Annotated in this window: 18 protein-coding genes; 10 read left to right on the top strand and 8 right to left on the bottom strand. The window is 48.9% G+C overall.

Translation table 11 applies throughout. The annotated features are described in order from the left end of the window. Positions 1 to 1,072 precede the first annotated feature (1,072 nt). The 8 genes from glmS (at position 1,073) to cobO (ending at position 9,833) form a co-directional block, all read left to right on the top strand. Complete coding sequence (gene glmS, locus FEK42_RS07990) at positions 1,073 to 1,522, top strand: methylaspartate mutase subunit S (RefSeq protein ID WP_135492043.1); 450 nt, start codon at positions 1,073 to 1,075, stop codon at positions 1,520 to 1,522. Continuing rightward, the gene (gene glmL / locus FEK42_RS07985; RefSeq protein WP_135492042.1) at positions 1,522 to 2,910 is read left to right on the top strand and encodes a methylaspartate mutase accessory protein GlmL; all 1,389 of its coding nucleotides are present in this window, start codon (positions 1,522 to 1,524) and stop codon (positions 2,908 to 2,910) included. Before glmS ends, glmL begins: the two co-directional genes overlap by 1 nt. 18 nt (positions 2,911 to 2,928) lie before the next feature. Next, on the top strand, positions 2,929 to 4,374 hold the full coding sequence (locus FEK42_RS07980) for a methylaspartate mutase subunit E (RefSeq protein ID WP_135492041.1): 1,446 nt from the start codon (positions 2,929 to 2,931) through the stop codon (positions 4,372 to 4,374). Beyond that, positions 4,374 to 5,615 carry a methylaspartate ammonia-lyase gene (locus tag FEK42_RS07975; protein ID WP_135492040.1) on the top strand — a complete coding sequence of 414 codons (1,242 nt, stop codon included), beginning with the start codon at positions 4,374 to 4,376 and terminating at the stop codon, positions 5,613 to 5,615. Before FEK42_RS07980 ends, FEK42_RS07975 begins: the two co-directional genes overlap by 1 nt. 3 nt (positions 5,616 to 5,618) lie before the next feature. Continuing rightward, positions 5,619 to 6,989, top strand: coding sequence for an acyclic terpene utilization AtuA family protein (locus FEK42_RS07970; protein WP_130259802.1), 1,371 nt, complete (start codon positions 5,619 to 5,621; stop codon positions 6,987 to 6,989). Then, positions 6,986 to 7,303 (top strand): DUF4387 domain-containing protein, encoded by a 318-nt coding sequence (locus FEK42_RS07965; RefSeq protein WP_130214960.1) that lies wholly within the window; start codon positions 6,986 to 6,988, stop codon positions 7,301 to 7,303. Before FEK42_RS07970 ends, FEK42_RS07965 begins: the two co-directional genes overlap by 4 nt. Before the next feature lie 265 nt (positions 7,304 to 7,568). Then, a complete protein-coding gene (locus FEK42_RS07960; protein WP_135490974.1) occupies positions 7,569 to 9,221 on the top strand; it encodes a class I fumarate hydratase in 1,653 nt (550 codons plus the stop codon). A gap of 9 nt (positions 9,222 to 9,230) precedes the next feature. Then, positions 9,231 to 9,833 (top strand): cob(I)yrinic acid a,c-diamide adenosyltransferase, encoded by a 603-nt coding sequence (gene cobO / locus FEK42_RS07955; protein WP_135492039.1) that lies wholly within the window; start codon positions 9,231 to 9,233, stop codon positions 9,831 to 9,833. A 33-nt stretch (positions 9,834 to 9,866) separates the two neighbouring features. On the opposite strand, the gene FEK42_RS07950 is transcribed toward cobO, so the two are convergent. The 7 genes from FEK42_RS07950 to hutU form a co-directional block, all read right to left on the bottom strand. Continuing rightward, complete coding sequence (locus tag FEK42_RS07950) at positions 9,867 to 10,772, bottom strand: LysR family transcriptional regulator (RefSeq protein WP_130209888.1); 906 nt, start codon at positions 10,770 to 10,772, stop codon at positions 9,867 to 9,869. Between the two features lie 270 nt (positions 10,773 to 11,042). Then, on the bottom strand, positions 11,043 to 12,713 hold the full coding sequence (locus FEK42_RS07945) for an aromatic amino acid ammonia-lyase (RefSeq protein WP_171022632.1): 1,671 nt from the start codon (positions 12,711 to 12,713) through the stop codon (positions 11,043 to 11,045). A 50-nt stretch (positions 12,714 to 12,763) separates the two neighbouring features. Beyond that, positions 12,764 to 13,714: a formimidoylglutamase gene (gene hutG / locus FEK42_RS07940; protein ID WP_135492038.1), complete on the bottom strand. Its 951-nt coding sequence runs from the start codon at positions 13,712 to 13,714 to the stop codon at positions 12,764 to 12,766. Beyond that, positions 13,714 to 14,925 carry an imidazolonepropionase gene (gene hutI, locus FEK42_RS07935; protein ID WP_135492037.1) on the bottom strand — a complete coding sequence of 404 codons (1,212 nt, stop codon included), beginning with the start codon at positions 14,923 to 14,925 and terminating at the stop codon, positions 13,714 to 13,716. The genes hutG and hutI overlap by 1 nt, the downstream gene beginning before the upstream one ends. Further along, positions 14,922 to 15,488, bottom strand: a complete 567-nt coding sequence (locus FEK42_RS07930; RefSeq protein ID WP_240783159.1) for a HutD family protein — start codon at positions 15,486 to 15,488, stop codon at positions 14,922 to 14,924. The genes hutI and FEK42_RS07930 overlap by 4 nt, the downstream gene beginning before the upstream one ends. Positions 15,489 to 15,513: 25 nt before the next feature. Continuing rightward, positions 15,514 to 16,923, bottom strand: coding sequence for a cytosine permease (locus FEK42_RS07925; protein WP_130214974.1), 1,410 nt, complete (start codon positions 16,921 to 16,923; stop codon positions 15,514 to 15,516). A 163-nt stretch (positions 16,924 to 17,086) separates the two neighbouring features. After that, a complete protein-coding gene (gene hutU / locus FEK42_RS07920; RefSeq protein ID WP_135492035.1) occupies positions 17,087 to 18,784 on the bottom strand; it encodes a urocanate hydratase in 1,698 nt (565 codons plus the stop codon). Positions 18,785 to 19,547: 763 nt separating this feature from the next. Here hutU and FEK42_RS07915 point away from each other — a divergent pair. After that, positions 19,548 to 20,144: an RtcB family protein gene (locus FEK42_RS07915; protein WP_135492034.1), complete on the top strand. Its 597-nt coding sequence runs from the start codon at positions 19,548 to 19,550 to the stop codon at positions 20,142 to 20,144. A 93-nt stretch (positions 20,145 to 20,237) separates the two neighbouring features. After that, positions 20,238 to 20,432 carry a hypothetical protein gene (locus FEK42_RS07910; protein WP_135492033.1) on the top strand — a complete coding sequence of 65 codons (195 nt, stop codon included), beginning with the start codon at positions 20,238 to 20,240 and terminating at the stop codon, positions 20,430 to 20,432. An 89-nt stretch (positions 20,433 to 20,521) separates the two neighbouring features. Here the strand turns inward: FEK42_RS07910 and FEK42_RS07905 are convergent, their stop codons facing one another. Continuing rightward, positions 20,522 to 21,679, bottom strand: coding sequence for a tetratricopeptide repeat protein (locus FEK42_RS07905; protein ID WP_171022633.1), 1,158 nt, complete (start codon positions 21,677 to 21,679; stop codon positions 20,522 to 20,524). Between the last annotated feature and the right edge of the window lie 234 nt (positions 21,680 to 21,913).

Below are 21,913 nucleotides of genomic sequence, written 5' to 3'. Positions count from 1 at the left end.
GTTTTGCAGATTTTTTTCAAGAATTAAAAATTGATTTATATCAAAATCAACCAGATATGTTAACCATGTATAATCTATAGATCATTGGTAATTTTATTGTTAATTTATTGTAACCAAATAGCACAGTAAAATTACCACTATGGAAATGCATAGATAAAAAACCAGTATTTTATTTAACAGAACCGCCTTACCCACTTTTTATAAGACTAATTGGTTAGATTAGCCAATTTGTTGTCATTTTACATAACATATTTTTATCAAAGTTAATTGATTGTTGTCTTTATGAGCACCAACCTTTACCCCGGAATGTTATTGTTGCTTTGCTAATAATCACATTGAAGGATGGATTTGTAGAATTCAGGAAGAAGGGAAAGAGAGCTTTTAAGCTAAATTACATCTGATATAAGTATTTTTCCCCTTTTTATATTCAATGAACGGCTCAGTGCCCCAACATCAAACAACATGAGATTCAATAACTAAGTTTATCCTGTGTTGGTATATCTAAATTATTTTTATTAACCCAGCAGCAAGACGAGACAATGAAACGGTATTATATCTGGACGTTATTGAACACCAGCCCACTCGAAGTAATACGTTCCACTGCTCAAGAATAATCATTTGAGTAGAAGTGATTAATTAGGTCCAATGAATAGCACAACCCAAATGAGTTATTAACCATTTGTTACTTTAAACATTACCGTTACAATTCCATGTTAAGACGGCAGTAAATTGCATTAATAATGCGCACTAAACTTTATGAACTACTTTTATAACCAGTCTCCTCTTAAAAAATGCAAATCAGATGTTGATCACAAATATATCAATACATTAAATCAATATAATTTGAAAAATTAAAATCAATAACAGCCATATACGTAACCCATTGAAATAACCGTCATATTTAAAGCAATCACATAAACAAGCATTTTTCGAAAGATATTTTGAAAATAGATCAATTGCAACCAGACGACAGGACACAGACACTCCAGTGTTATTAATCATGTGCCACAGAAACGGCCATAAATACGACGTGTGTAACTTATTTTACTCTCTGTCTTACAAAGGATTACCCATGAAGAAAGCAACACTAGTGCTTGGCGTTATTGGTGCCGACTGCCATGCAGTTGGCAATAAAGTTCTGGATCGCGTTTTTACTTCTCATGACTTCAGAGTCATAAACCTGGGCGTAATGGTCAGCCAGGATGAATATATTGATGCTGCCATTGAAACTGGCGCTGACGCGATAGTAGTTTCCTCTATCTATGGGCATGGGGATATCGACTGTCTGGGTATGCGTGAACGCTGCATCGAACGTGGGCTGGGCGACATTCTGCTCTATGTAGGCGGTAACCTGGTGGTGGGTAAACATGACTTCGCTAACGTGGAAATCAAATTCAAAGAGATGGGTTTTGACCGCGTCTTCGCCCCCAGCCATGACTTAGAAGATGTCTGCCAGCTGATAGCCAACGATATCAACCAGCGTCATGGTGTTGAAACACGTATTTTCGAAGAGGCCATCTGATGCAAATCGTCTCTGTCGATATTGGATCGACGTGGACCAAAGCTGCCCTCTTTACCCGGGAGGGGGACGCGTTAACGCTGGTTAACCACGTTCTGACCCCAACCACCACGCATCATCTGGCCGATGGTTTTTTCTCAAGCCTGAATCAGGTGTTAAACGTAGATAACGCCCTCCCCCTGTTAAAAAACGGCGAAGTCGCATTGAAGTACTCCTCTTCAGCCAAAGGTGGACTGGCGGTTGCCGCAATGGGATTAGTGCCTTCTATTACCCTGGAATCCGCGAAAGTAACCGCTCACTCTGCTGGCGCTAAAATTGCGCAGCATTACTCCTACAAGCTGAACCGCCGTGATATTCAGGCGCTGGAAGAGTCACCACCCGATATCCTCTTATTCACTGGCGGCACCGACGGCGGAGAAGAGAGTTACGGGCTAAATAACGCCCGTGTGCTGGCGGAATCAAAACTCGATTGCGCCATTATATATGCCGGAAACAGGGACATTCAGGACAATATACAGGACATCCTCGGGCATAAAGATCTGACCATCGTCGATAACGTCCTGCCTGACCTTGAAAATCCCTCCCCTTTCGCCGCGCGACAGGCCATCTGCGACATTTTCCTCAACCGCATTGTTAAAGGAAAAGGACTGGATGTCATTGTTGATGAAACGGGCGAAGAGCCAATGCCAACGCCGTGGACAGTTTTTGAACTGGTTAAGGCAATCAGTAATGTCGATAGCCGTTGGAAAGAGTTCATGCTGATCGACATGGGCGGCGCAACCACCGATATGTATTCTGCCTGTGCCAATAATCTCTCACCCGACACCGTTTTACACGGCGTACCGGAACCCTTCGTAAAACGGACCGTTGAAGGCGATCTGGGAATGCGCGTCTCAGCAATGGTGGTTGGTGAAAGCGCAAAAGACTTAGTTAATGTGATCTTTTCTCAGCACCCCACGCAGCAGGACGCTTTTTATCATTATCTCCGTCATTTGGTTGCACATCCCGACCATTTACCCACTAACGCAGAAGAAAAATATTTCGATACTGTGCTGGCCGGACTGTGCGTAGGTTACGCCACTGAACGCCATGCCGGCACCAAAAAAGAGGTCTGCACCTGCGTCGGCAATGTCGATTTACAGATGGGACGCGACCTGACCACCGTGCGCAAAGTCGTTGGTTCCGGTGGATGGCTGTCGCGCGCCAGCCAGTTTGATATTCATCGTTGGTTGAAATACCGCGAGTTAAACGACGACGGCAAACGCATTCTCTTACCGACCGAATTTGAATATTACCGCGATTCACGGGGGCTATTTCCACTGCTGGCAAACGTCGCCAGAGTCGATCCGCAGGCCGCCGCGCGTACCAGTATTCAATGCTTAACCCTATAACAATTAAGGTAGCAATCAATGGAACTTCGAAATAAGAAATTAACCCATGACGAATTCATGACCGAGCGGCAACAGGTACTGAAAACCTGGGAAACTGGCAAGGATGTTGAAAACTTCGAAGATGGCGTTAAATATCAACAAACTATTCCTGATCACAAACGCTTCTCCCTTGCCCTACTGAAAGCAGACCTAGAAGGTAAAACGCTTAGCCAACCGCGCGCAGGCGTGGCGTTGATGGACGAGCACATCGAACTACTGAAAACACTGCAAGATGAGTGCGATTTGCTACCGAGCACCATCGATGCCTATACCCGTCTGAATCGTTACGAAGAAGCCGCGGTAGGGATTAAAAAATCCATCGAAGCCGGAACCTCTAAACTGAACGGTTTACCGGTGGTTAACCACGGCGTCGCAGCATGCCGTCGTCTGACCGAAACCTTGCAAAAACCGCTACAGATCCGCCATGGCACACCAGATGCGCGGCTGCTGGCTGAAATCTCAATGGCCAGCGGCTTCACCAGCTATGAAGGCGGCGGCATTTCCTACAATATACCGTATGCCAAACGCGTAACGCTGGAAAAATCGATCCGCGACTGGCAGTACTGCGACCGTTTAATGGGGCTGTATGAAGAGCACGGAATTCGCATCAACCGTGAACCGTTTGGCCCGCTTACAGGTACCTTGATTCCACCGTTTATCTCGCACTCTATTGCGATAATCGAAGGCTTGCTGGCACTGGAACAGAGCGTGAAATCTATCACCGTCGGTTATGGTCAGGTCGGAAGCCTGACGCAAGATATTGCGGCGATCCAGTCTCTGCGGGAACTCGCTCACGAATACTTCCAGAATCATGGCTATGCAGAGTACGAATTAAGTACGGTGTTCCACCAGTGGATGGGCGGTTTTCCGGAAGACGAGTCAAAAGCGTTCGCGATTATCTCCTGGGGCGCGGCGGTTGCTGGAATGTCGGGCGCGACCAAAGTAATCACCAAGAGTCCGCATGAAGCCTGGGGCATCCCTACCGCTGCCGCCAACGTGCAGGGACTGAAAGCCTCCCGCCAAATGCTCAATATGGTTAGCGATCAGAAATTCCCACCGTGTCCTGCGGTGGAACTGGAAGTTGAGCTGATTAAGAGTGAAGTTCGCGCCGTGCTGAATAAAGTGTTCGAACTGGGGAATGGGGATATCGCGCGCGGTACGGTGCTGGCATTTGAAGCGGGTGTACTGGATGTGCCGTTTGCGCCAGCCGCCTGCAACGCGGGCAAAATTCTTCCGGTTCGCGACAACACTGGCGCGATACGCGTGCTGGAAGCCGGCGCCGTTCCGTTGCCAAAAGACATTCTCGACCTTCACCACGATTACATTGCTGAACGCGCACGCTTTGAAGGACGCCAACCGACATTCCAGATGGTTGTTGATGACATCAATGCTGTATCCCACAGTAAATTAATAGGAAGACCATAATGAAAATAAAACAGGCCCTGTTCACCGCTGGCTACTCCTCATTCTATTTCGATGACCAGCAGGCGATAAAAAACGGAGCGGGCCACGACGGATTTTTTTATACCGGGGAGCCGGTTACGTCTGGTTTTAGCGCAGTACGTCAGGCTGGGGAGTGCGTTTCAGTTCAGTTGATTCTGGAAAATGGCGCGGTCGCGGTTGGTGACTGTGCTGCGGTACAGTACTCCGGGGCAGGCGGTCGCGATCCGCTGTTCCTCGCCGAGCATTTTATTCCGTTCCTTAATGACCATATCAAACCGTTACTGGAAGGCCGCGATGTGGATGCGTTTGTGCCGAACGCCCGTTTTTTCGACAAGCTGCGTATTGACGGCAACTTGCTGCATACCGCCGTGCGCTATGGATTATCGCAGGCGCTGCTTGACGCTACCGCGCTGGCAACGGGCCGTCTGAAAACTGAAGTAGTTTGCGATGAATGGCAGTTACCGCGCGTGGCGAAATCCATTCCTTTATTTGGTCAGAGCGGCGACGATCGGTATATCGCCGTCGATAAGATGATCCTTAAAGGGATCGACGTACTGCCCCATGCGCTGATTAATAACGTCGAAGAGAAGCTGGGCTTTAAGGGCGAAAAACTGCGCGAATATATCCGCTGGCTGTCAGATCGCATTCTGAGCAAACGTACCAGCGCTCGCTACCACCCTACGCTGCACATCGATGTATACGGCACCATCGGTCTGATCTTCGACATGGATCCCGTTCGCTGCGCGCAATACATCGCCAGCCTGGAAGAAGAAACACAAGGTCTGCCGCTGTACATTGAAGGTCCGGTCGATGCCGGTAACAAACCTGACCAAATTCGCCTGTTGACTGCCATCACCAAAGAGCTGACGCGCCTCGGTTCCGGCGTGAAAATTGTCGCCGACGAATGGTGTAACACCTACCAGGATATCGTTGATTTCACTGATGCAGCCAGTTGCCACATGGTGCAAATCAAAACGCCTGATCTGGGCAGTATTCACAACATCGTCGATGCGGTTCTGTACTGCAACGGCCACGGAATGGAAGCCTATCAGGGTGGCACCTGTAACGAAACCGATGTCAGCGCCCGAACTTGTGTCCACGTAGCTCTTGCCGCGCGTCCCATGCGGATGCTGGTAAAACCGGGGATGGGGTTTGACGAAGGCCTCGACATCGTGTTCAACGAAATGACTCGTACTATCGCGCTGATGCTGGCTAAGGATTAACAGATGGCTCGTTCTTTTAAAGTCTTATCACCTACTGCGATCCTCGGTTACGGCTTCCCTGAAGAGAGCTTCCGCAAAGCAATGGCGGAATCTCCCGATCTGATCGCCGTTGATGCCGGTTCTTCCGATCCTGGCCCGCACTATCTGGGGGCGGGTAAGCCTTTTACCGACCGCGCGGGAGTTAAACGCGACCTGCGCTATATGATCACCGCTGGCGTGCAAAATAATATTCCAGTGGTGATCGGGACGGCAGGTGGTTCTGGCGCAGCCCCGCATTTGGAGTGGTGTCGTCAAATTATTCACGAGATTGCGCAAGAGGAAAAACTTTCGTTTTCGATGGCGCTGATCCCGGCGGACGTTGACAAAGCCATCGTTCACCAGGCACTGGATAACGGCAAAATCATGGCGCTGGATTTTGTCCCGCCGTTAACGCACGACGCGATTGACGAAAGTACCTATATCGTCGCGCAAATGGGCATCGAGCCCTTCCAGCGGGCGCTGAAAGAAGGCGCACAGGTGGTGCTGGGCGGCCGGGCTTATGATCCGGCCTGCTTTGCCGCGCTACCCATCATGCAAGGCTTTGACGAAGGGCTGGCGCTGCACTGTGGGAAAATTCTCGAATGTGCAGCAATTGCCGCGACGCCAGGCTCCGGCTCTGACTGTGCGATGGGCATCATCGACGATAATGGCTTCACGCTGAAGACGTTCAATCCGCAGCGTAAATTCACCGAAACATCCGCAGCCGCGCATACGCTGTATGAGAAATCGGACCCGTACTTCCTGCCGGGACCAGGTGGTGTTCTGAATCTGAAAGGCTGCACCTTCAAAGCCGTGAACGACGGTGAAGTTTATGTCAGCGGTTCTAAGCATGAAGAAACGCCATATGCCCTGAAACTGGAAGGTGCGCGGCAGGTGGGCTTCCGCTGCCTGACCATCGCAGGCACTCGCGACCCAATAATGATCGCCGGGATCGACAAAATCATTGAAGATGTCAAAGCCAGCGTAACGCGCAACCTGTCGCTGACCGATGACAGCATTCGAATGACATTCCACCTGTACGGTAAAAATGGTGTCATGGGCGACCACGAGCCCATGGAAACTGCCGGACATGAACTGGGGATCGTCCTGGATGTGGTCGCGCCGACGCAAGAAATCGCCAACAGTGTTTGTTCACTGGTGCGCTCCACTATGCTGCACTACGGTTATGAAAATCGCATCGCCACTGCGGGCAACCTGGCGTTCCCGTTCTCCCCTTCTGATATCCAGAGCGGACCCGTATACGAGTTTTCTATCTATCACCTGATTGAAGCCAACGACGCACTGCGGTTTGATTTCCATATTGAACAGGTGACGCCAGAAGGAGTTCAGGCATGAAACAGTCAATTGTCTCACTGGCGCAAGTCATTCGTTCAAAAAATGCCGGACCCTACGAACTGGTTTTAGATATTTTATTTAAAACGAAAGAAAACTATGAGCGAGTTAAATCATCAGGGCAATTAACTCCAGAGCTGATTGCGCGCTTATATCATGTTGAACCTGACTTTATTCATCGTATTGTCTGGTTTGATCCTTCTAATGCAGTAAAAATCGTCATGCCACGAGATATTATCTCTGGGAATGTAGGCGATAATGATGTTTATGGTGCGCAGCAGCACGCACCTTTATTAAGCATTCATTTTGATATTTAATACTGTTTAGATTATCAACCCCATAAATGTACCTGCACAGATTCCTTTATGTCAGGTGCATTTATCTAAACATATCAATAAAATAGATTACAAAGCACGCCAGCATTTTCACAGCTGGAATAACTGGTGGCCTACGTTCCCCTAAAAACCATACAACCATCACTCGTAATTAAACAAAAAATACTTAAGTCAATACCGAATCTCTGCTGGAAAAACGACCTGCCTTATCATTCGGTAAAAAATAACCACAATGTGAGAACACATCATGTCCAAACCATTTATCTGGCAAGAACCGTTTTTACAATATAAAGACGCAACGGAATATAAATTAATCAGCGATCAATATATTACAGTAACGGAAATAGACGGCGAAGAAGTGATAAAAGTCGCTCCGGAAGCATTAACGTTGCTTGCCCGGGAGGCATTTTATGAAGCCTCTTTTTTCTTACGTCCCGTTCACCTGCAACAAGTCGCCAGCATTCTGAACGATCCGCAGGCCAGCAGTAATGACAGATATGTGGCCTTGCAGCTACTGCGCAATGCCGAAGTCTCAGCAAAAGGGATATTACCCAACTGCCAGGACACCGGCACCGCCACCATTGTCGCCAGTAAAGGGCAACACATCTGGACCGGGGGCAATGACGCCGAAGCCTTAAGCAAAGGTATTTACACCACTTTCCAGGAAAATAATCTGCGCTTTTCACAAAATGCGCCACTGGATATGTATACCGAAGTCAATACACAAACCAATCTTCCGGCGCAGATTGATATCAGCGCCGTCCCCGGCGACGAGTACCATTTTCTGTGTGTCAATAAAGGGGGTGGCTCCGCCAATAAAGCTGCGCTTTACCAGGAAACTAAATCTCTCCTGCAACCAGAAAAACTGACTGCGTTTTTAATCGAAAAAATGAAATCGCTGGGAACTGCCGCCTGTCCGCCCTACCACATCGCCTTTGTCGTCGGGGGACTTTCTGCCGATCAGGCGTTAAAAGTCGCCAAACTAGCGTCGACAAAATACTACGATAATCTGCCCACCAGCGGAAACGAGCAGGGACAAGCCTTCCGCGATGTTGAGCTGGAAAAAACCTTGCTCGACGCCAGCCAACAATTTGGCATTGGTGCTCAGTTTGGTGGCAAATATTTCGCTCATGATATTCGTGTTATTCGTCTACCGCGCCACGGCGGCTCCTGCCCAATCGCTATGGCACTCTCCTGTTCCGCCGATCGTAATATTAAAGCCAAAATTAACAAGCACGGCATCTGGCTGGAAAAACTCGAACATAATCCGGGGCAATATATTCCAGCCTCAATGCGGGAAGACAATCACACACATAACGTACAGATTGATCTAAATCGTCCATTGCGTGAGGTAATGCAGGATCTCGCCACCTTACCGATCGGCACCCGTGTGTCGTTAAGCGGCCCCATCGTAGTGGCGCGTGATATCGCCCACGCCAAAATAAAAGAACGACTGGATAACGGCGAACCGATGCCGGATTACCTGAAAAATCATATCGTCTATTACGCTGGCCCCGCGAAAACACCGGAAAATATGGCCTGTGGTTCTCTTGGACCTACCACGGGCGGTCGAATGGACGGTTATGTCGACGCCTTCCAGGCGGCTGGCGGCAGTCTGGTAATGTTATCGAAAGGCAACCGCAGCCAGCAGGTTACTGATGCCTGTCACAAACATGGCGGCTTTAATCTGGGAAGTATCGGCGGTGCAGCGGCGTTACTGGCGCAAGAATATGTCAAAAGCCTGCATTGCCTGGAATATCCGGAGTTGGGCATGGAAGCAGTGTGGATGATGGAGGTTGAAAACTTGCCCGCGTTCATTCTGGTGGATGATAAAGGCAATAATTTCTTTAGTCAGTTTGAGCAGCAACACCGTTGCGCCAATTGCCCCGCCGAGCATTAAGGAAAGTGAATGGAAGCGCGGATTTCAACTGAACGGCATATTCAGCGCCAGCAGAAACTGAAAGCACAGGTCGACACACGCATCGCGGCGGCGACGGAGAAAAAAGGAATATTGATTGTTTTCACTGGTAACGGAAAAGGAAAATCCACCGCCGCTTTTGGTACCGTGACGCGCGCCGTAGGTCATGGCAAAACGGTTGGCGTTGCGCAGTTCATCAAGGGACAGTGGGACAACGGCGAGTATAACCTTCTCCATCCACTGGGCGTTGAATTTCATATTATGGGAACAGGTTTTACCTGGGAGACACAGAATCGGCAAGCGGATATCGACGCTGCGAAAGAGGTCTGGTCTGAATGCAAGCGAATGCTGGCTGATGAGCGTTACGATTTAGTGCTGCTCGATGAGCTGACCTACATGCTGGCTTACCATTATCTGGATACCGAAGAAGTGATCGCTTCGCTACAAAATCGCCCGGCGCAGCAAAATGTCATTGTCACCGGACGCGGTTGCCATAGTGAAATAGTAAAAATGGCGGATACGGTAAGCGAAATCCGCCCCGTCAAACATGCTTTTGATAACGGTATTCAGGCACAGCCTGGTATCGACTGGTAATGACTGCGCCTGGCATCTCACCAGGCGCAGATTTTACATCTCTTCCGGTACGACCGATTTTGCCAGCAACCACTCACGAAAGAGTTGCAAGTGCGGATAATCAGCCTTCTCTTCCCGCCACGTCATAATAAAGCGATTGCCGGTACGAATAGGCACATCACACGGGATCACCATGTCACCGCTATCTAAATCGTGTTGAATTGCAAACCGGGGCAACAGCGCCACACCGAGATTAGATCGCACGGCGGCAATCAGCATTGAAAGTAAATCAAAACGTGGCCCGTTATTCACCAACGGACTACTAACGCCAGACAATGCAAACCACTCTTCCCAGCCAGTAATACGGGTGCTTTGATGCAGCAGTGGTAGCTCACTTAATAGCTCTGCAACAGACAGTTTTTGGTCAGGAAGTGAAAGTAAACTGCCGCTGCATACCGGCAGGATCTCTTCCTCAAAGAGATATTCTACCTCCGACCAGGGCGCACAAAAATTTTCGCGCATAATGACGGCATCGTATTCCCGATTAAGGAAATCCCCGTTATTAGCTAATGAGTGAATATTGACAATAATATCGGGATACAATTTATTGAACTCACGTAAATTGGGGATCAACCAGTGCGTGCTGAAAGTAGGATTGACAGCAAGCTCAATAACCTGAACTGTAGGCTGCCAGGTCATGATAGTATTTGTGTCACGTTCAAGCTTATTCAATGTTTCTTTAACAATGCCCAGATAATGCTTTCCGGCATCATTAAGAAATATTCTTTTTTTAGAATGCGCAAATAATGATATATGTAAAAAATCTTCCAGTGCGCTAACTTGCCTGAATACTGCGCTTTGGGTTAACGCTAACTCCTCTGCCGCTCTGGTATAACTTTCATGGCGTGCGACCACCTCAAAAGTTACCAACAGTTCCGTTTTGGGTATTTTTCCTCTCATAATGCCGTCCCTTAAAAATAGTTTAAACTATCAAAAAACCATTACTTATTACTAAGTAATGGCAACCAAAGCAGCAATAGATATTTTATAAAAATCATGATCGATATTTATAACCCAGCAAGCCCGGCGTGACAATTGTCTCAATCAGATAATAATAATCCGAAAAGCAAAACGCCCTTCGGATTATTATGATTCAAGTTAAGTGAAGATTATTAAATTGATAGCAATCATCATATCTATGGATATTATGATAAACAATCAACAAAAATTTTATTTTTGATTTATAGCATATCCTTCTAAGAATTTTTGCGAAGCTGCAATATCTGGGGTAAAGACCCGATCCTGGTCGACAAACGGCACGACTTTTCTGTATTCGGTAAACATTGCTTTGGTGGATTTTCCTAATGCCAGTTGTGGAGCGGCCTGCAACCGTAAATCGAGAGCCTGTGCGGAATGCATCAGTTCAATGCCATAAATCACGTTCAGATTATCGACAACCTGTTTCAATCTTCTGGCCGCGTGGTCATTATTGGCGCCGGTATCTTCTATACCTCCGGCAACCGGTTGAATATCGAAAGAAACAGGATTGGCGAGATCGACGTTTTCTGCATGCAGCGCGACAAACGGAATATGCAGTGAACCGAAGCCGTGACCTTTATTACCGGGTGCCGACAGGAAGCGCGTTAAACCGGTAAAGTGCTCATCTTCCAGGTGCAGCGAGCGACGCATACTGTTATGCGAAACATGTACCAACGCCACGGTCAGACGTTGAGTAGCAAGCGCTACAGGTAACGATTCGAAGTTCGCCGTCGGGAAGATCCCGCCGCTGATTGCGCCATCTTTAACAAAATATTGCGCGACCTGGCTGGAGTCCTGATATGCCTTGTCAGCATTCAGCACCGTTGCCGGGTTGTCATCGGAACTGTTGATTTGTACGGTTATGACCTCTTCAGCATCATGCAAAGCGCGTACTGATTCAGCAATGGTATATACCGTAGTTCTGAACGATAACGGATCTTGCAATGCACGTTTGTCATCTTTATGCCATAAATATGAACCGTTTAACGCATCGCGAATCTCTTTTGCAGAGTCAGCCAACTGCGGGAAAGGACGCACGGCAATTGACTGCGGCAGTACCGGTGCGACGTTACCATTCAACGCTTCCAGACTCATAGCGAAAACCACCGGGCTGACATTCAACAACTGACGTGCCGAACGAACTGCTTCGATAGCGTAGGCTGTCCCGACGCTGTTGTTCGACAAAATCGCCAGCATATCTTTACCCTGCGGCACCAGTGGCTTAAGTCCCACTTTCGCCAGCGCGTCACCACCGCTCATTTGCACGCCATTTACTCGGGCTTTCCATTCCCCCATCATCACCAGACCAACGTGCGAAGCGAGCATAATATCCGCTGCGCCTATGCTTCCCCGCGCCGGAATTAACGGTGTAACGCCGCGATTAATAAATTCGGCATACAACTCGGCAATATAAGGCTGCGCGCCGGTTTGCCCATGCAGCATGGTATTTAAACGTAATACCATTGAAAGGCGTGCCAGATAGTCCGGTAACATCGGACCAACGCCCGCAGAATGGGCGCGCAGCGCGGCAGCATTAAATTTTTTCGACGCGTCAATCACCTCAGGCGTTAAATTTCCTTTGGCATCAAATATCGGTTGGTCTTTATTTAGCCCCACGCCTACGGTTAAACCATAAACGGGTGTTCCAGAATGTGCGGCGGTCATCACCAGATCATAACTTTTTTCCATTCTGTCCAGAGCTTTCGGCGCGATTTTGACGTCGTTATCACCTAACGCAATTGACCAGGCCTGGTCAATTGAAAGATGTTCGCCATCCAGAGTAATGGTTGATTTCGCCATCGCGATGGAGCAAACGCTCCAGAGCACAACGGTGAAAGTGACTCTTCGTATCAATCCTTTCATTGTGTTTCCTTATCATGATGAGTTTAACAACGGGTTACTGCGACAACGTTTTAATTTGTTCTATCTGTTTTCCCCCGCCGGACAATACTGGTCACCAGGCGAGCGGCAACTTTCGCCGTCAAATTATCGCGGTCCAGTTCCGGGTTAAGTTCAGCAATATCCGCAGCAATCAACTTCTCGCTATTGGCGATTAAATTCACAATGGCTTCAGTAATATTTAACGGCACGCCTAACGGTGATGGCGCAGAAACGCCGGGTGCCTGATAACCAGGTAAAACATCGAGACAAATCGTTAAATAAATGGCGTCACACGCCTGAATATCTGCCGAGAGCGCATTAACGACCTCATGCAAACCACGTTCAAATTGCAGAGATTCGTCCAGCCAATAACGCACACCGAGATAATCAGCGCGATCAAATAACGCCTGAGTATTGGCAAAACGACTTATTCCCAGCACGCGATAATTAAACGGTTTGCCATTCTGCGCGTTCCACTCTTGCATCTGACGAAACGGCGTACCTGAATTGGCTTTTTCCGCCATCCGTAAATCAAAATGCGCGTCAAGGTTCACAATCAGTAACCGCTGAATATCAGGACGCGACTGCATAATCCCCTGAAACGTTCCCCACGCCACTTCATGACCACCGCCCAGAACCACCGGTAAACTGCCGCGCGCAATGGCTGTAGATACGTTGGCCGCCAGACGATTTTGTGCGGACTCCAGCGCGTGGTCCTCGCTTTGTACATCGCCCATATCGAAAATAGCGCCTTCACAGAGCACCGGCATATTTCCCAACATGCTGCGCAACGCGCCCGGTCCGCCTGCTGCACCCGCTCGCCCACCATTACGTTGCACCCCGTCATCAACGGCAAAACCAATCAGCGTACAACCGCCGTGGCTTTGTTCACTAAACGGTTGCACATGCTGATGCCAGCGAGTGCTGATGCCGGTTTCCTGCGAGTCAACACGCCCACTCCACGGCAATAATGTTTGCTTCATTACCAACTCCTTTTTCCGCCGACAATAAGCCCCTGGCAAGGCTGATGCCCAAACCAGTAAGCCAGTTCACGTGGATGGTTAAGATCCCAGACCGCCATATCCGCCCGTAATCCCGGTGCAAGTTCACCCCGGTCAATAAGTCCAAGTGCCTTTGCCGCATTACACGTAACGCCCTGAACGGCTTCCAGCGGCGTCATGCGAAACAGCGTACAGGCCATATTGATCATCAATGGCAATGACATATTGGGAGACGTTCCGGGGTTATGGTCCGTGGAGATAGCAATCGGCACGCCCGCTGCCCGCAAAGCGGCAATCGGCGGCAGATGGGTTTCGCGCAGGAAGTAATAAGCACCGGGGAGCAGTACCGCCACCGTTCCAGCCATTTTCATGGCGGCGATCCCCGACTCGCTAAGGTATTCCAGATGATCGCAGGAGAGTGCAGAAAACGCCGCCGCCAGCGCCGCGCCTTGCTGGTCAGAAAGCTGTTCGGCATGCAGTTTTACAGGCAATCCATAGTGTTGCGCTTTACTGAAAACGCGCCGTACCTGGTCTGGGCTAAAGGCAATGTTTTCACAAAAAGCGTCAACCGCATCAATCAGCCCCTGTTCATGTAAGACGCCCATCCAGTCGCAAAGCGCCGTAATGTAATCATCACTGCGCCCGGCAAACTCTGGCGGCAAGCTGTGCGCCCCAAGAAACGTAGACTGAATACGTAATCCTGTAGATTCCTGTAAGCGGCGGATAACGCGCAAACAGCGCGCTTCATCTTCCAGCGTCAAGCCATAACCAGATTTTATTTCCAGCGTACTGACGCCTTCACGCAACCAGTTTTGTAGTCGCTGCGCCGCCAGTTCAAACAGTTGTGTTTCGCTGGCCGCCCGCGTGGCATTGACGGTAGATAAGATCCCGCCGCCCGCTCTGGCGATATCTTCATAAGCCACGCCTTGCAGCCGCATCTCAAACTCATTCGCCCGCTGGCCGCCATACACCAGATGCGTATGGCAATCCACCAGACCGGGGGTCAGCAACTTACCCTGCAGGTCGTGTTCCTCTGTAATGTCCGCCATCAGTTCGCGAGGGATCTGCGTGGTCTTGCCAAGCCAGACAATAGTGTCGCCACGGCTGATTAATGCACCATTTTCAATCACTCCCCAATCGTTAGCGGAAAGCGTCGCCAGCGTGGTATTTCGCCAGAGCGTTAATGCACTCATAAGGATTTTTCCCCTCGTAGATAATAAAGCCACCAGCCCGCCAGCTCACCGACGGAGACTTTTTTCCGTGGTACGAAACGCCAGGGCTTGCCATCAGTCGCAACCAGCCATAACAACATATTTGCCGCGACAAACACCCTTTTCTCGCCGCTTACCCACTCCCCTTCACACAGCGTGAACAGGCCCGCTTGCGCAAGTGACGGAGGAAGCCAGTCAACGGCACTTTGCACCCGCAACATCCCCGTATCGCCTTCCCGCGCCATGACATTGAGATCGCGAACTGCACCGCCCATCAGCTGGCAATCTGGCCTGGCTTCTCCGGGAAAAATTAAGGCGGGATCGTGACGTTGCAGGTTGATTATCGAATCGGCAAACGTCAGCCTCACCCCTTCCCCATCGAGAATGGCGAGGCCACGTACCACGCCAGGCCACGTCGAAAAAGGGCCGTCCTGGCTGACATTGGCCATACTGATGCGTAACAGCCAGTTTTCATCATCAGGCCAGGCATGCAGTTGTCGCGTAAAACCCCCGCCGTTGCGCCACGGTTGCAAGGGCTTATCCATTGCAGATATCAGCATTGGTTCCATATTACGACTCGGGATAAATAGTCTGGGCAGGAACGCTGGTAGTACGTTTTGCCCACGGGTAATAAATAACGGCAGTCATTAACAAGCCGATAATCCAGGAAATATCCGCCCCGCCCATCAGTACAGAAATGGGTCCCTGATACAGTTTTTGATTCAGGAAGGGGATCTGCACCAGCACACCAATTCCGTAGCAAACCAACGCGGTTTTGTTATATGCGCCATAGCGTCCCTCCGGGGTATAAAGTGCTGGAATATCGGTTTTACCTTGTGAGATGAAGTAGTAGTCGATGAGATTGATGGCGCTCCACGGCACAAATACCGTCAACAGCAGCAGAACGAAGTTTTTGAAATTATTCAAAAAGTCTGCGCTTGCCGCCAACGCGACGACCATCGACAACAGCACGAAGCCCACAACGTAGGCAGCACGAACACGCTGTGAAACCTGGCTGCGATTGTTAAAGGCGCTGACGGTCGCCAGAATCGACATAAAGCCGCCGTAGGCATTCAAACAGTTAACCGTCAGTTTGCCGCAAACAATTACCGTATAAATCAGAATGGCAAACGTTGGTCCGGCTAAATCGCCCATAAAACCAACCTGATCTTTCAGGAAGTTAGCACCGCAAGCAGCAACAAGAACGCCAAAAGTCATGGCACATTGCGCGCCAAGCGTGGTTCCCAGAAAGGTGGCAAAGAAGATTGATTTTGCTGGTGTATCAGAGGGTAAATAGCGGGAATAATCAGAGGCGTATGGTGCAAACGTTAATTGCCATCCGGCTGAGAGTGCAATCGTTAATAAGAACACCGATAAGCTAAATGGCTTTTGACCAAATGCCGCAGCCACGTCGTAGTGACCGCTAAGTTGAGTGGCAAGGTAAATAAACCCCAGAATACTTAATATCCCTGCAACACGGCCAACGACGTGAATAAGTTTATAACCGACCAATGCGATCATCGCGGTAAGCATGCCGAAAATAATAATTCCGGTCGATGCTGACTCAAAACCAAATATCCGGTTAATCGCCTGACCGGATAATACCGTTCCAGTTGCAGCAAACCCGAGATACATAATAATCACCATCAGTAACGGTAGCGCCGCTCCTTTGACGCCAAAGCGGATACGACTGGAGATCATCTGTGGTAATCCCAGCTTTGCCCCCTGCGACGAGTGCAATGCCATAACTGCGCCACCAATAATATTACCGATTAATAAACCAATTATTGCTGACATGGCTTCAGAGCCAAAAATAATCGCTAACGCGCCGTCCACCACGGCGGTAATTTGTAAGTTAGCACTTAGCCACAAAGTAAACTGGCTGGAGGGCGCGCCGTGGCGAGCGGACTCAGGAACGGCGTTAATCGTATTTGATTCTAATACTGGTTTTTTACTGCGGATAGGGCTGCTTGATTCCATGAAAAAGTCTCCTGCAAAATGAGAGGTCATTTTTTGAAACAGCAATAGAGGGTCGAGAGATATTTCTCTCGACGATGTAATGAATATTTTTGATAATTATTGTTATACAGGCGGATAACTTACCGCCTGTATTAGCGCAAATATTAAATAACAGCGTTAATATTTAGCGAATCATCGGCAATTTCAGACCATAATTTTTGGCACATTCAATTGCCGCTTCATAACCCGCATCCGCGTGACGCATAACCCCGGAAGCACAGTCATTCACCAGCACACGCGCCAGACGTTTTTCGGCTTCTTCGCTACCATCGGCAACAATAACCATCCCGGCGTGTTGTGAATATCCCATCCCGACGCCGCCGCCATGATGCAGAGACACCCACGTTGCTCCACCTGCGGTATTGAGCAGACCATTGAGCAACGGCCAGTCAGAAACCGCGTCACTGCCATCGAGCATGCTTTCAGTTTCGCGGTTCGGGCTGGCGACAGAACCGGTATCAAGATGATCGCGACCAATCACAATCGGTGCTTTTAGTTCACCGTTGCGCACCATTTCGTTGAATGCCAGCCCCGCCAGGTGACGCTCACCAAGCCCCAGCCAGCAAATACGTGATGGAAGCCCCTGGAAGGCGATACGCTCACGCGCCATATCCAGCCAGCGATGGGTCAGTACGTTATTGGGGAATAGTTCTTTAATTTTGGCATCGGTTTTATAGATATCTTCCGGGTCACCAGACAGCGCCACCCAACGGAATGGGCCTTTGCCTTCACAAAACATGGGACGAATGTAAGCAGGAACGAAGCCCGGGAAATCGAAGGCATTTTGCAGACCTTCGTTGAAAGCCACCTGGCGGATGTTGTTACCATAATCGACAACCGGGATCCCCATCGCCTGGAAGTCCAGCATCCCCTGAACATGCGCCACGCAACTCTGTGCCGCTTCTTTTTGCAGTCTGGCGTGCTGTTGTGGATCCTGCTGTGCAGCACGCCATTGTTCTACGCTCCAGCCCATTGGCAGGTAACCATAGACCAGATCGTGAGCGGAGGTCTGGTCGGTCACCAGATCCGGTTTGATCGCTCCCTGATGCGCACGTTTCACCAGCTCAGGAACAATTTCCGCCGCATTGCCCAGCAGCGCGATAGAAACGGCTTCTTTGCGTTCGGTGTGGTATTTAATCAGCGCCAGTGCATCATCAAGATCTTTCGCTTGTTTATCGACATAACGGGTACGCAGACGGAAGTCGATGCTACTTTGCTGGCACTCGATATTTAATGAACAAGCCCCCGCCAGAGTCGCCGCCAGCGGTTGTGCACCGCCCATACCACCGAGCCCCGCGGTCAGGATCCATTTTCCACTTAGCGAATTGTTGTAGTGCTGGCGACCTGCTTCGACAAAAGTTTCGAACGTCCCCTGCACAATGCCCTGACTACCAATGTAGATCCACGAGCCAGCGGTCATCTGGCCGTACATGAACAGACCTTTGCGATCCAGTTCATTGAAGTGATCCCAGTTGGCCCATTGCGGCACCAGGTTAGAGTTGGCAATCAGCACGCGTGGCGCGTCAGTATGAGTTTTAAACACGCCCACGGGTTTACCGGACTGTACCAACAGCGACTCATCAGGCTCGAGATTTTTTAGTGATTCGAGGATCTGGTCGAAACATTCCCAGTTACGCGCCGCGCGGCCAATGCCACCGTATACCACCAGATGCTGTGGATTTTCGGCTACGTCGGGATCAAGGTTGTTCTTCAACATCCGATAGGCAGCTTCGATCTGCCAGTTTTTACAATGCAGTTGAGTTCCTTGTGGCGCATGGATAACGCGGCTGGTGTCAATACGAGGGTCTGAAGGCTTACTCATGAATCTTCTCCTGTTACTGGATAAAATTAAATGCTGTCATCGCCCAGAAAAAAATGAGCGAAGGAATACAGAAACGGTTTATATAATCTCCGTTTATAATTTCGCATTATCAATTCATTTGGTGAATTTCATTTGTTCTGGAATATTCACCCTGAATGTAATTTCAAAAAAACTGCCAACGCTTTGTATGCGATTTCAATATGCTTAATTTAACTTTTGGAAAAAGTGATATTGTTGGCAAAATATTTTCTCATTTGAACATATGAATATGATGAGATTGCAAGATGTCTATAATTTAATTATCTGAGAAATGCGTTAATAACAACCAGACATTAGCATAACACCAGGTAACCCGACACCACGCAGTGCGCATAACTCGATGATATTTAAAATAAGATCTTCATTATTTGTCATAAAAACATGTTGTATTATCATCAATAATTCATTTATTTTACTCCCACTTTGATAATTAAAAAACGGCAAGCAATGGATAGTTACCGCCGTAAGAACAGGCGTAAAAATAACTCTTAAAATATATATTCTGGGAATTATCATTTTTCATATTTTACAATCCGGTGTCGATAATTCACCTCCTTTATAACAACAACCCTCTTTGGCACTCGGCATTTTTATCTTGTATTCATCGTCATTGCTGAATACACTACGCGCGTTTTCTTTCCTTTTTGCTGGCTGCTGACCGGAAAGACAAAATTACCCGCGCAATACAGGGGGTTGATTAACGTCTATATTTCAGGACAGCGTTATGCATCATCTTTCGAGGCTTGATAAAGCCTTTCTGCGCAAAGGGATCCAACTTTCCCGCGCCAACAATATTGTTTCATTATCTCGTCCATCAGGAGCCAGAGCCCACGTACTGCTGCCGGATGAACTGCCGCTAGAAGAAAAAGCAGTGACACAACTGCTTGATTTTGCAGAAGTGAAGCTACCAGATCATCCAGGTTATGTACGCCAGACGTGCGCGACGCCAGATTTTCACCCCGGCAATGGCGTCCCCGTTGGCGCAGTGGTGGCCTCAACGCCGGCACACGCGGGCGATCTGGCATTAATCCCCGGTTCAATGGGCGATTATTCGTGGCTTGCGGTAGGTTGCGGCAACCCGGAGTGGCTGTGGTCTTGCAGTCACGGAGCTGGACGCAGCCAGCGTCGGCAGGCCATGCGCTCGCGCGCGACTGAAGAGTCAACGTTGCCGTGGCAATGCGTCACATTGCGCGAAGAACGACGTCTTGAAGAAGCGCCAGCTGCTTATAAAGATATTGGTCCGGTTATCGAAGCCCAACAAGAAGCCGGATTAATTCAGCCAGCGGTCAGATTTCGACCGTGGTTAACGTTTAAGGGGTAACGCAATTAACAAAACCCAATCGGATATAGAAGTATCTGATTGGGCATTGGGCCATTGATTACAGCCAACAGTGCGGAAAACGAGGAATTAGGCATGGGAAAATGGCAAACAGGCCTGGCGGCGGTAGCGGTTGATTGGTCGCCAAAATGGTTGAAGGTGGGTCTGGTGCAATGGCATAAAAGCTTTGCTGGCGATAACGATCGTGAGTCGGTGGCATCAACCACTTTTCAGCCCTTCATCATTTATAAAATGTCTAAAGGCTGGTTTTTACGCTCAAGCGGGATCTGAACGTTGAATGTTAAAAACGAAGATTACTATATTCCGGCGGGCCTGGGGGTAAGGAGGCTAAAACCACATAGCCTCCTGTTTGCTAACCGCTACATTTTCGCTTTTACCCGTGCGATAGCCTCTTCATAAGAGGGCTTATTTTTTTCCGCATAAGCGAGTTGATAATGCTGCAATGCATCGGCATTCTGGCCCGACGTTTCATATATTTTGGCAATGTTATAGTAGGAGTTAGCACGCGTTGTCGCCGCATTTGCTCCACTGGCTAACGAGATCGCTTTACGATTTGCCCAAATCGCTTCCGCAATGTTGCCATTTTTCTGATAAGCCAGACCCAGGTTACTAAATGCCTGACCGTAATTGCCGTCTAATTCTGTTGCCTGTTGGAAGAGTTGAATGGCTTGCTCAAGTTGACCGGTTTTGTAAACAGCTTCGCCTTCACGATTATATTTTCTTGCCAGTTGAGTATCTCCACTGTTTTGCATCGCAGGTGAAGCCTGAGTTGAAGACTCCGTCGCAGGCATTATCACAGTGGCTAGATCCCTGACGCCTAATGTGGTGTCGTTAAAATTGGCGCTGGTAACAGAGTTGATATCTTCAAACTCGCCGTTTGGATTGAGTTTAAACACGGTCCAGATGTTCCCTCGTTCTCCAGCTGGGACACTATAGCTACGCACCAGGGAGCTCCCTACATAGACAAACACTTTTGCATTACTGCCAGAGAGATAATTACTGTTGGGCAACCCTTTATTGCTATAGTCCTGCACGGCATAGATGTAACTTTCGCCAAAATGCTTTTTGCTGATGGTGATAGTTTCTGGTCCATAGCTATCCGTATCATCAACATCCAGATTGGCATCAGTCCCCCCTTTACTATCAAAATAGATATGTCCGCCAGGGAAGATCAAATGCGAATCAAGATCAAAAGGCCTTTCCCCCCAGCTCAATACGACACGCATGCCATCCAGATTAGTCATTACCGGACTAATAGCATAAGTCATGCCCGCACACGGGCATTTGACCACCAGATTGGAATAACCCTCTTTTTTGACGATTAACAAAGCATCTTGCTCATCAGCAAATGTAGAACCCAGACTAACGCTGCCCGATGCATTTGTGGTTCCAGAAACGGATTGTGCGCCATTGCGTTGCAGCGTCACCGATGCCCCCTCAATGCGTTTATCTTTCACTGTCGCACTTAAAATATCGATGCTTACATCGGCGGCATAAGCGCCCACATTGATACCCATCAGGGCCAGAGCAACCGGCAGAACAATTTTCTTCATGTATAAATCCTTTTACAGAACGGAGAGGAGATATTTCGCCGGGCATTATTGCGCAGAGGATGGGGAAAAAAAGCAGTGGGCAAACTTTTCAGATTAGCGCCCGACACACAACAAAAAAGGCCATCATACGATGGCCAACCATGTCGAAACCGACAGCCCTTCGCCATTCCTGTAGAGGGAAGCGGCGAGGGCTATTTC

The sequence above is a fragment of the Escherichia sp. E2748 genome (genome assembly GCF_005781125.1).
Lineage (GTDB): Bacteria > Pseudomonadota > Gammaproteobacteria > Enterobacterales > Enterobacteriaceae > Escherichia.
This window is presented reverse-complemented; position numbering and strand designations above follow the sequence as displayed.

Coding starts and splice junctions, on each gene's coding strand:
- hutU (WP_135492035.1), bottom strand. CDS start 18,784: ATGAGTAAGCCTTCAGACCCTCGTATTGACACCAGCCGCGTTATCCAT.
- FEK42_RS07905 (WP_171022633.1), bottom strand. CDS start 21,679: ATGGGTATCAATGTGGGCGCTTATGCCGCCGATGTAAGCATCGATATT.
- FEK42_RS07960 (WP_135490974.1), top strand. CDS start 7,569: ATGTCCAAACCATTTATCTGGCAAGAACCGTTTTTACAATATAAAGAC.
- FEK42_RS07975 (WP_135492040.1), top strand. CDS start 4,374: ATGAAAATAAAACAGGCCCTGTTCACCGCTGGCTACTCCTCATTCTAT.
- hutI (WP_135492037.1), bottom strand. CDS start 14,925: ATGAGTGCATTAACGCTCTGGCGAAATACCACGCTGGCGACGCTTTCC.
- FEK42_RS07945 (WP_171022632.1), bottom strand. CDS start 12,713: ATGAAAGGATTGATACGAAGAGTCACTTTCACCGTTGTGCTCTGGAGC.
- hutG (WP_135492038.1), bottom strand. CDS start 13,714: ATGAAGCAAACATTATTGCCGTGGAGTGGGCGTGTTGACTCGCAGGAA.
- FEK42_RS07915 (WP_135492034.1), top strand. CDS start 19,548: ATGCATCATCTTTCGAGGCTTGATAAAGCCTTTCTGCGCAAAGGGATC.
- FEK42_RS07980 (WP_135492041.1), top strand. CDS start 2,929: ATGGAACTTCGAAATAAGAAATTAACCCATGACGAATTCATGACCGAG.
- FEK42_RS07925 (WP_130214974.1), bottom strand. CDS start 16,923: ATGGAATCAAGCAGCCCTATCCGCAGTAAAAAACCAGTATTAGAATCA.
- FEK42_RS07970 (WP_130259802.1), top strand. CDS start 5,619: ATGGCTCGTTCTTTTAAAGTCTTATCACCTACTGCGATCCTCGGTTAC.
- FEK42_RS07930 (WP_240783159.1), bottom strand. CDS start 15,488: ATGGATAAGCCCTTGCAACCGTGGCGCAACGGCGGGGGTTTTACGCGA.
- cobO (WP_135492039.1), top strand. CDS start 9,231: ATGGAAGCGCGGATTTCAACTGAACGGCATATTCAGCGCCAGCAGAAA.
- FEK42_RS07910 (WP_135492033.1), top strand. CDS start 20,238: ATGGGAAAATGGCAAACAGGCCTGGCGGCGGTAGCGGTTGATTGGTCG.
- glmL (WP_135492042.1), top strand. CDS start 1,522: ATGCAAATCGTCTCTGTCGATATTGGATCGACGTGGACCAAAGCTGCC.
- FEK42_RS07950 (WP_130209888.1), bottom strand. CDS start 10,772: ATGAGAGGAAAAATACCCAAAACGGAACTGTTGGTAACTTTTGAGGTG.
- FEK42_RS07965 (WP_130214960.1), top strand. CDS start 6,986: ATGAAACAGTCAATTGTCTCACTGGCGCAAGTCATTCGTTCAAAAAAT.
- glmS (WP_135492043.1), top strand. CDS start 1,073: ATGAAGAAAGCAACACTAGTGCTTGGCGTTATTGGTGCCGACTGCCAT.